Genomic DNA, 8,408 nt, shown 5'->3' with positions numbered 1-8,408 from the left:
GACGGCCGCATAGAGATTTTTGCCCGCGGCACCGACAATGCGGCCTACCACAAATGGCAGATCACGGCGAACAGCAACAACTGGACGAGATGGGAACCCCTCGGTGGCGCGCTCACCACTGACATCGCCACGGCACGTAACGCGGACGGCCGCATAGAGATCTTCGCCCGCGGCACCGACAACGCGGCCTACCACAAATGGCAGATCACGGCGAACAGCAACAACTGGACGAGATGGGAACCCCTCGGTGGCGGGCTCACCAGCAACATCGCGACCGGCGTCAACGCGGACGGTCGCATAGAAATCTTCGCCCGCGGCACGAACGGCGCAGCCTTCCACAAGTGGCAGAACGCAGTGAACAGCAGCAATAGTTGGTCGATATGGGAATCCCTGGGGGGCGCCATAAACAACGACACCATCGGCGTAAACCGCAACAGGGACGGCCGGATGGAGATTTTCGCCCGCGGTACCGACAATGCGGTCTATAACCAATGGCAGAACGCTCCGAACAGCAGCTGGTCGGGGTGGGCGTCTCGTGGCGGCATCACCAACAGCAACATCTCGACCGGACGGAACGCGGACGGCCGACTGGAAATCTACGCACGCGGCACCGACTTCGCAGCCTTCCACCAGAGGCAGGCTTGACCGCGTAGGAGACGGACATCCTGGAGACGCCCCACGATTTCACCGCTACACAAGTGTGCGCTGAGCGGGAGGACAGGTCTGCGTGATGACGATGACGAACGGAACTCACCCTTCGACCCCTGCCCTGGCCGGCGAGCAGAATGGCATGCCCCCGGGCGCGATGGAGCCCCAAGCTGACGACAACGCCGACTCCCTCGGCGGTATGCCGCCCGCCATTATGGAGCCCCGAGCCGGAGAGACATCCGGCACATTCGGAGGCATGCCGCCGGGCGCGATGGAGCCCCAAGCTGACGACAACGCCGACTCACTCGGCGGTATGCCACCCGCCAACATGGAGCCCCGAGCCGGAGAGACACCCGACGCACTCGGAGGCATGCCGCCCGGCACGATGGAACCTGAACCAGGATGCGGTTGCTGATCCGGGCACGGCTTCGGGGCAAGGCGCCCGGGGGAGAGGTACCCCTGGGGCGCCTTCAGCAGACCCAAGGATTCCTCCGGAACGGACCTGGTCCTGAATGATGCGGGCCCGCCGGCACGCACGCGACTACGAACGCCTCGTCCAGCACTCCGAACCCCTTATCACCCGGGCGGCCATCACCCCCATGACCCGCCGGATCACTAAGGCCCACCGGCCCCCCGAGCGGGTCTCACCCCTGTTCTGACCGCGCAATCAGAACACCCGCTCGCTGATCGCCCCCATCCCAAGCCACGGCTCAGGGGTTGCCCGGCGGACCACTGCAGTAGCCGTCGTGATCGTGCCAGCCCCCGTCCCAGGCGAGGCCCTGCACAGTGCGGCGCCCGTAGGAGTACACGACCGATGCCTGCGGAGTCGGCTGCGGTTGTATTCGATCTCGATACAACGGAAGGACGTCGGCTCGGGCGGCTGCGACCTCGGGCAAGGCACGCAGATGAGATCAGTTACGTCCGTCGCGAAGAGGGACCTGAGAGTAGTTGTGTGCCGTCGTCACCGGCGGCTGCGGACAGCACGTGAGTGGAGTCGGTCCGTGCTTTCCCGCTGCCGGCCAGGAGATCCTTCTCCCGGGCCGCGGCCAGGATGCTGTCCGGTACTCACCATCCGGCAGTCCGCCCCGGACAGCCATGAGGGGGCGGGAAGTGGGGCAAGCACGTGCTCCGGTTCGTCGAGGTTGGAAGTGCTGTCCGCACGAATGCCGCTGCCGAGGCTCGCTCGGACGCCGACAGCGAGACACGCGCGTAGCTGCCGGGCTTCTCATTGCAGGCCTCGATAGCCTTGGCATGCGGCGGAAAGCCGGTGGCGTGACCTGCGGATCACCGGCCGGAATCTCGGGGGAGACCAAATGCAAGGCAGGTACGGGGGACGCACGCGTGGGGCGAAATTATGGGAACAGGGAGCGCGAAACGCCGGCCGGGGCAGACCGGGGGCCGACGGGCCGCACATCCTGTTCGACGGGGACGATGTCGAGGCACTGGACGAGGTGGTGACCGAGGAGTTTTCGCCTCACCGCCTGCGTGTCGGCCGGGGACAGCAGGCGCCCGGCCGCTTCCGTCGCCTGCACCGACAGGGCTTGGCGCTCTACGAGCTGGGGTGGGGTGCCCCCGTCGAGGTCGCGGCGGGCGAGCTGCCCGACTTCTACAACATCCATATCCCGCTCGCGGGTGAGGGCGCGGTCCGGATAGCGGGCCGCGAGATCACCACGCCGTGCTCGATCGCTGGGCCCGGGATGACCCTGGGAATGTCCCTGTCAGCTGGGGCGGACACCCTCATCCTGTGCTTGCCGCAGGCGGCGGTGGACAACGCTGTCACCACACAGACCGGCGAACCGCCCGCCACCGCCCTGCGCTTCGCCCCAGCCCTCCCGGACGGCGACCCGGCCGTGGCCGCGTGGCTGGGGACCGCGCGGGCCTTCGCGCAATTCGCCGCATCGCCCCTCGCGGCCCGATCACCACTGGCCGCCGCGCACTTCGAACAAGTCCTCGTGCACGGACTGGTCGACCTCCAACCGCACGACCACACTGCCGCCCTGCCTGAGCATGCCCATCCGGCGCTGCCGCGTGCCCTGCGACGGGCCATGGCGTACTGCGAGCAACACGCGGGTGAGCCGGTGTCAGTCGCGGACATGGCCGCGGCAGCGCGGGTCAGCCCCCGTACCCTTCAGGAACGCTTCCGGATCGACCTCGGAACCACCCCGGCAGCGTACCTGCGGCGCGTACGGCTGGACCGGGCGCACCAGGACCTGCTGCGCATCGCAGACGGTTCCGCATCCGGGACAGTCACCGAGGCGGCGACGCGCTGGGGCTTCACCCACCTGAGCAGGTTCGCCGTGTACTACCGCGAGGCGTACGGGCAAGTGCCGTCGCGCACCGCCGAAAGACGCTAGCGCCGCCGGTTTGAGCCAGCGTACTCAGGGCCGCTCCAGGAACGGGCCCTCGGGATTCCCGGGGCCCGTTTATCCGTCAAAGGGGTGCATCCGCCGGAGTGTGACGGATCCGGGCCGTACCGGCGATCCGATACGCGCGGGCCAGATGGCGGAAAGCGGATAGAGAGCGGTCGTCCGTCAGTCATACGCTGCAACCGAGCCCAGAGCACAGGGATTTCCCGACGGGCCTTTTCCTGACCGGAATACCGAAAGGCACAGCATGTCCTTGCAGAGCACGGAGAAGCGGAACCCGCAGCGCAATCGGAGGGCCCGGCTGACCCGGCGCGGTCTCGCCCTGGCCGGCGCGGGGGCCGTTTTGGCCACCATGGCGTCCGCCGGGCCCGCGGCCGCCGCGACGGGCGGGGGCTCCACCCAGATCCAGAAGGGCACAGGCCTCCTGAGCGTCTCGTGGGACGCTCAGTCGCCCAGGTACCTCAACACGATCGGTGGGAAGTTCGTTTCCTCCTTGGGCGTGGGCAACCCGCGCATCCACGTCCGGGTCTTGGACGCCAACAACAGGGAGATGTTCAGCAGGGACCGCTCGTGGGGCGGCAGGCGGCACTCCGAGGAAGCCACGTTCGAGGTCACGGTTCTGATGCCCCGCGACGCCTCGCGTGTCTGCGCCAGCCTCTACGAAGCGGGCGGCCTCATGGACACCGCCTGCAGCCCGGTGATCACCTGAGCCCGGCACACATCCGCCCGGCAACTCCGAACGCCCTCCCCGAAAGGAAGACCGACAGCATGAAGCGCATGGCCGCCGCAATGGCGGCGGGAATCGTCCTGATGGGTATCGCCTCCACCTCCACCTCCGCGTCTGCCGCCGAGAACGCAGCGCAGAACCGGACGAGTTGCCAATCGACCACGCTTTTCGTCACCCACACGTTGTGCGTGAGCTTCGAGGGGGACTTGTACGACGCCGACGTCGTGAAGATGGAGGTCCGCGCCTCCACCAGGACAGGCATGGGGCACTGGGAGCTGTATGGCCCGCGCGGCACCATCAAGAACAGTTTGGACGGGGAATGGAAGGACCGCACGCATGACTGGTCCGGATACCAGGACGGTGCACACGGTGACCTCTGGTGCGCGGTCTTCTGGAAGGACATGGGGGGCGGCAGCGGTTACATCAAGGGCACCCAACCGCTGTGCGTGAGGGGGAACGGCATCTGACCGGCCCCCCTCAGAGGGGTGGCGCCGCGCGGTGGGGGAGGCGTGTCCTGCACCGCGTGCCCCTCGCGCAAGAATTCGGGATTCCGCACGACGTCGACGTCGACGTCCTGGCCGGCCGGGGCGAGGCACTGGGCGAGAGCCGTGACCGGAACGGTGGTGCCGACGGTCACGGTGCTCTCGTCGACGATCGTGCACGGCCGCGTCAGGAGAGGGGCGAGCCGGCGGACAGCGCCGTACACCTGCCCGGTGTCGTATGAGCGGCCGTCCGCGTCGATCGGGTCCCAGACGTGCACGTAGTCCCGGATGCCGGTGCCGATGCCGGTGCCGGTGCCATCGCGCGTCGGGTAGTTCGTCCCGGTGATCGGGAACGGCCGGCCTTCGCCCCCTGGGGTCGCGGCTGTCCTCGGGGTCAGAGCGTCTCGCTTGTCCTCGGGGTCAGAGCGTCTCGCTCAGCGAGTCCGCCAGGCGCCGCCGCGCCGCACGTGTCGCCGGCAGCGCCGCCGCCGCCACCGCACCCAGTACGGCTCCGACGACCACCGTCACCAGCACCGGCAGGGAGGGCAGTCGGGCAATCCCCGCACCGATCCCGCTCGACGCGCCCTGCGTGTCCACCAGCCAGCTGCCGGCAAGCGCACCCACCGCCGTCCCCACCACCGCGGAGGCGAGCGCGGTCAGACCGGCGGCCGTCACGATCATCGCCCCGATCTGCCGGGGCGTCAGCCCGATGGCCTTGAGCGCGAGCAGGTCCCGGCCCCGGTCGCGTACGCCCGTGCTGATCAGCGTGAGCAGTTCGGTCAGCCCGATCAGTGCCAGTACCGCGATCAGTGCGGCGATCACCCCGCGTGCCGGCTCCAGCCGGTCGGCGGGATTGGGCGTCTCCCTGATCTCCAGCGTTCCGCCCGCCGCCAGGGCGAGCGTTGCGCTCACCGCCCGCGGGTCCGCCCCCTCGCGGAGCACCAGGGCGTGGTAGGCGGGGCGCAGCCGCGGATCGCGTTCCCGCAGGGCGTCGAGGGTCGTGGTGATCACCCGGCCGCCGGACTCGGGTTCGATGGTGCGGCCGACGAGGTGCAGGATCTGCGGCCGTCCGCCGACGGTCATCCGTACCCAGTCGCCGACCCGCACTCCGAGGAGGTCCAGCAGCCCCTGCCCGGCCACCGCCTCGTCCGGGCCGCCGACCGCGCGCCCTTCCACCACGGTCGAGGGATACGGGTGGCGAGCCGTCCCCAGCCCGCGCAGCGTGATGGTGCCGGTCTGCCCCGGAACGAGCGCCGCCATCTCCGCGCCCGGATGGACCGCGGCGATGTCCGGGACCGTCGCGAGGGTCTTCTCCAGCTCCGAGTCCGACGGCCCGGCGGGCTGCTCGGCCCGTACGGTCAGTGCGGCGGGGCGTCCCACCTGCGCGGGCCGGCTGCGGAACTGGTCCAGCGTCGACCAGGCGACGAGCGCGACGGTGATGAGCACCAGCGGCAGGGCGAGCCGGGCCACCGGCACGAGCGTCCGGCCGCGTCGCGCGAACGCCGCCCGCCACCCCAGGACCAGGGCCGCAGGCACCCGCATCCCGAGAGCCCGCCTGCCCAGTGCGGTCATCGGCGCGGCGGACGGCAGCGCGGCCCGGGCCACCGGAACCGGCGGCACCCGTCCTGCCCGCCAGGCCGAGAGCCAGGTGGCAGCGGCGATCAGCAGTACCGCGCCGCAGGGGATGCCGATCATCAGCGCGGTGTGCCCGGGGAGGTCCTGCCACACCGCCGCCGCCTCACCGATCCGCCCCGGTATCCGCGCGCCGAGGAGGGCGATCGCCGCCGTGCCGAGGGCCACACCGAGGAGCGCGAAGGCCAGGTGCTGTACGAGGAAGCCGCGGGTCACCTGGCCGGGGGTGAAGCCGACGGCCTTGAGGACGGCGATGTCCCTGAGCTGGCCGCGGACGCGGGCGCCGATCGCTCCCGACGCGGCGAGCGCCGCCGCGAGCAGCGCACCGAGCCCGAAGACGGCGAACATCTTTCCCAGGAGCCGGTCGTCGCCGCCCGCCTCGGCCCGTGCCTGCTGCCACTTGGTGACCTGTGCCACCCGGTCGGCGCCGAGTACGGTCACCGCGCGCTGGACGATGAAGTCGGTGTCGCCCGGATCCTCCAGGCGCAGCCCCACGCTCTGCCCGGTGTCTTCCCGGGCGATCTCGTCGAGCGTGCCGGGGAGCACCCAGCCGATGCCGGGTCCGCCACCCGGCTGGTAGCGGGGCTCGGCCACCTCGGCGACCCCGCCCACCCGCAGCACGTGCGGGGCACCGTCCGGTCCGGTGACGCGCACCGTGTCGCCCGGCTCCGCCCACAACGCCCGCGCGACCGAATCCTCCAGTACGACGCTGCCGTCCCGGTCGCCCCCGTCCGGCCGGGCGAGCCAGCCGCCCGCGATGACGAGCGGCCGCCCCGCCTCCGGGGGCGCCGCCTCGGCCGCGCGCAGCGTCACCCCGACCCGCGCGCCACGGGACTCGACCGTCGTGGCCGCCGTGCGGTACGGACCGGAGAGGGCCGCGACGCCGTCCACCCCGGACAGGGCGTCCATGTCCGCCCCGCCCCGGGTGTGCAGCCAGATGTGTGCGCCCTGGGACTGGTTGAAAACGCGCTGCCAGGGGTTCGCGGCGTAGCTGAACAGTGCACCGGCCAGCAGGAGCGAGGCGATGACCCCGGCGCTGGCCAGGACGACGAAGAGGGCTTCCCCGCGGTGTGCGCGGAAGTCGGCCTGCGCCCAGCGCAGAGTGGCCCGCACGGTCACTCCTTGAGTTCGAGTACGCCGGAGACGCCGCCGCCCGGCCCGCGCCGCCCGCCGCCGAGCTGCGCGTCGTCGGCTATGCGTCCGTCGAAGAAGCTGATGACGCGGTCGGCGGCACTGGCCATCCGGGCGTCATGGGTGACCATCATGATCGTCTGGCCGCGCTGGTGGAACCGGGAGAGCAGCCGCAGCACCTCGCGGGTGCCCTTGCTGTCGAGACTGCCGGCCGGTTCGTCGGCGAGCAGCAGCGTGGGGTGGTTGACCAGCGCGCGGGCGAGCGCGACCCGCTGCTGTTCGCCGCCCGACAGCTCGCCGGGCATCGACCGTTCGCGGCCTTCCAGCCCCAGTTCGGCGAGCAGCTCGGCGCGGGAGTCGCGGGCGGCCTTCGGGGAGGCGCCGGCGAGCAGGGCGGGCAGTTCGACGTTGTCGGCGACGGTGAGGTTGGAGACCAGGTTGAAGAACTGGAAGACAACACCGATGCTGCGGCGCCTGAGGACCGCCCAGCGGGCCTCGCGGTAGGCGTCGACCCGTTCCCCGCCGAGCCACAGCTTCCCGCTGTCGGGCCGCTGGAGGCCGCCGATCAGATGCAGCAGCGTGGACTTGCCGGCTCCCGACGGGCCGGTGACCGCGACGAACTCGCCCGGCTGGACGGACAGGTCCACCCCGCGCACGGCGGGCACCGGAGCGCCCTCGCCGTAGTGCGTCTTGGTCAGGCCCTCGGCGCGCACAATGGGCACCGCAGGAGCGGTGGTGGCGTCGTCGCTCATTCCAGCTCCTCCTGACAGCGTTCCAGCCAGTCGAGGTCGGCCTGCAGGTGCAGCATGGCGCCCTCGATCAGCAGTTGGGAGATCTTGTTGTCGCGGTCCTCGGCTGCGGCCAGCTTCGACAGGTCCCGCATGGTGTTGAGGTACTGGCGCCGCTGCTTGTTGATCAGCGTGACGGGGTCGGCCAGACCGGACCGGGGGGCGAGCGCGAGCTTCATGAAGAACTCGTCCCGTACCCGGGGCTCCTCCGCGGTGTCCTCGAACCAGGCCAGCACGGCCTCGCGCCCGGCGTCCGTCAGCTTGTACGTGCGCTTGTTGGGCCGGCCCGACTGCTCGACGTCCTCGCCCTCGATCAGGCCGCTCTTCTCCAGCCGGCCGAGGGTGACGTAGATCTGGCCGACGTTGGGCTGAGGGTACGCGGCGCCCAGGAGCTTCTCAAGGTCCTGCTTCAGCTCGTAGCCGTGCGCAGGGCTACGGGTGAGGAGTGCAAGGAGCGCCAGCCGCAACGCGCTCCCCTCCTTCCCGCTCCGTAGTCAACTGTTCACCCGGCACCGGACCGATCGGCGTCCGAGTCCGTCTTGTCTGCCTGGGCGTCTAGTATCGCCCATGCCTAACGGGTATATATGGGCCCCGATGGTCGGCGGCGCAGCCCGAGCGCGCACTGGGAGGAATC

The 8,408-nt window shown here is 70.5% G+C and carries 7 protein-coding genes and 2 pseudogenes; 5 read left to right on the top strand and 4 right to left on the bottom strand.

The window, feature by feature from the left end; all coding sequences use genetic code 11:
• The 5 genes and pseudogenes from ACFWUQ_RS24100 to ACFWUQ_RS24080 form a co-directional block, all read left to right on the top strand.
• Positions 1-645: pseudogene (locus tag ACFWUQ_RS24100) on the top strand (M23 family peptidase); the annotation flags it as partial.
• Positions 646-1,160: 515 nt separating this feature from the next.
• Positions 1,161-1,268 (top strand): annotated as a pseudogene (locus ACFWUQ_RS24095) (IS5/IS1182 family transposase); the annotation flags it as partial.
• A gap of 693 nt (positions 1,269-1,961) precedes the next feature.
• On the top strand, positions 1,962-3,002 hold the full coding sequence (locus ACFWUQ_RS24090) for an AraC family transcriptional regulator (RefSeq protein ID WP_384541551.1): 1,041 nt from the start codon (positions 1,962-1,964) through the stop codon (positions 3,000-3,002).
• Positions 3,003-3,261: 259 nt separating this feature from the next.
• A complete protein-coding gene (locus ACFWUQ_RS24085; RefSeq protein WP_384541548.1) occupies positions 3,262-3,723 on the top strand; it encodes a hypothetical protein in 462 nt (153 codons plus the stop codon).
• A gap of 59 nt (positions 3,724-3,782) precedes the next feature.
• Positions 3,783-4,208, top strand: coding sequence for a hypothetical protein (locus ACFWUQ_RS24080; RefSeq protein WP_384541545.1), 426 nt, complete (start codon positions 3,783-3,785; stop codon positions 4,206-4,208).
• Here ACFWUQ_RS24080 and ACFWUQ_RS24075 read toward each other — a convergent pair.
• The 4 genes from ACFWUQ_RS24075 to ACFWUQ_RS24060 all read right to left on the bottom strand — a co-directional run bounded on the left by ACFWUQ_RS24075 (position 4,160) and on the right by ACFWUQ_RS24060 (position 8,241).
• Positions 4,160-4,501, bottom strand: a complete 342-nt coding sequence (locus ACFWUQ_RS24075; RefSeq protein ID WP_384541544.1) for a hypothetical protein — start codon at positions 4,499-4,501, stop codon at positions 4,160-4,162. The genes ACFWUQ_RS24080 and ACFWUQ_RS24075 overlap by 49 nt on opposite strands.
• Before the next feature lie 142 nt (positions 4,502-4,643).
• Positions 4,644-6,968, bottom strand: a complete 2,325-nt coding sequence (locus ACFWUQ_RS24070) for an FtsX-like permease family protein (protein ID WP_384541541.1) — start codon at positions 6,966-6,968, stop codon at positions 4,644-4,646.
• A gap of 2 nt (positions 6,969-6,970) precedes the next feature.
• Entirely contained in the window at positions 6,971-7,738 is a 768-nt protein-coding gene (locus ACFWUQ_RS24065; RefSeq protein ID WP_030723086.1) for an ABC transporter ATP-binding protein, read from the bottom strand.
• On the bottom strand, positions 7,735-8,241 hold the full coding sequence (locus tag ACFWUQ_RS24060; RefSeq protein WP_384541538.1) for a PadR family transcriptional regulator: 507 nt from the start codon (positions 8,239-8,241) through the stop codon (positions 7,735-7,737). The genes ACFWUQ_RS24065 and ACFWUQ_RS24060 overlap by 4 nt, the downstream gene beginning before the upstream one ends.
• Between the last annotated feature and the right edge of the window lie 167 nt (positions 8,242-8,408).

Origin of the sequence: Streptomyces sp. NPDC058662, assembly GCF_042716255.1 — a bacterium.
In the GTDB taxonomy this organism is placed as follows: domain Bacteria; phylum Actinomycetota; class Actinomycetes; order Streptomycetales; family Streptomycetaceae; genus Streptomyces.
The sequence above is the reverse complement of the archived record's forward strand: the minus strand, read 5'-3'. Positions and strand labels throughout refer to the sequence as shown.

Coding starts and splice junctions, on each gene's coding strand:
- ACFWUQ_RS24090 (WP_384541551.1), top strand. CDS start 1,962: ATGCAAGGCAGGTACGGGGGACGCACGCGTGGGGCGAAATTATGGGAA.
- ACFWUQ_RS24085 (WP_384541548.1), top strand. CDS start 3,262: ATGTCCTTGCAGAGCACGGAGAAGCGGAACCCGCAGCGCAATCGGAGG.
- ACFWUQ_RS24080 (WP_384541545.1), top strand. CDS start 3,783: ATGAAGCGCATGGCCGCCGCAATGGCGGCGGGAATCGTCCTGATGGGT.
- ACFWUQ_RS24065 (WP_030723086.1), bottom strand. CDS start 7,738: ATGAGCGACGACGCCACCACCGCTCCTGCGGTGCCCATTGTGCGCGCC.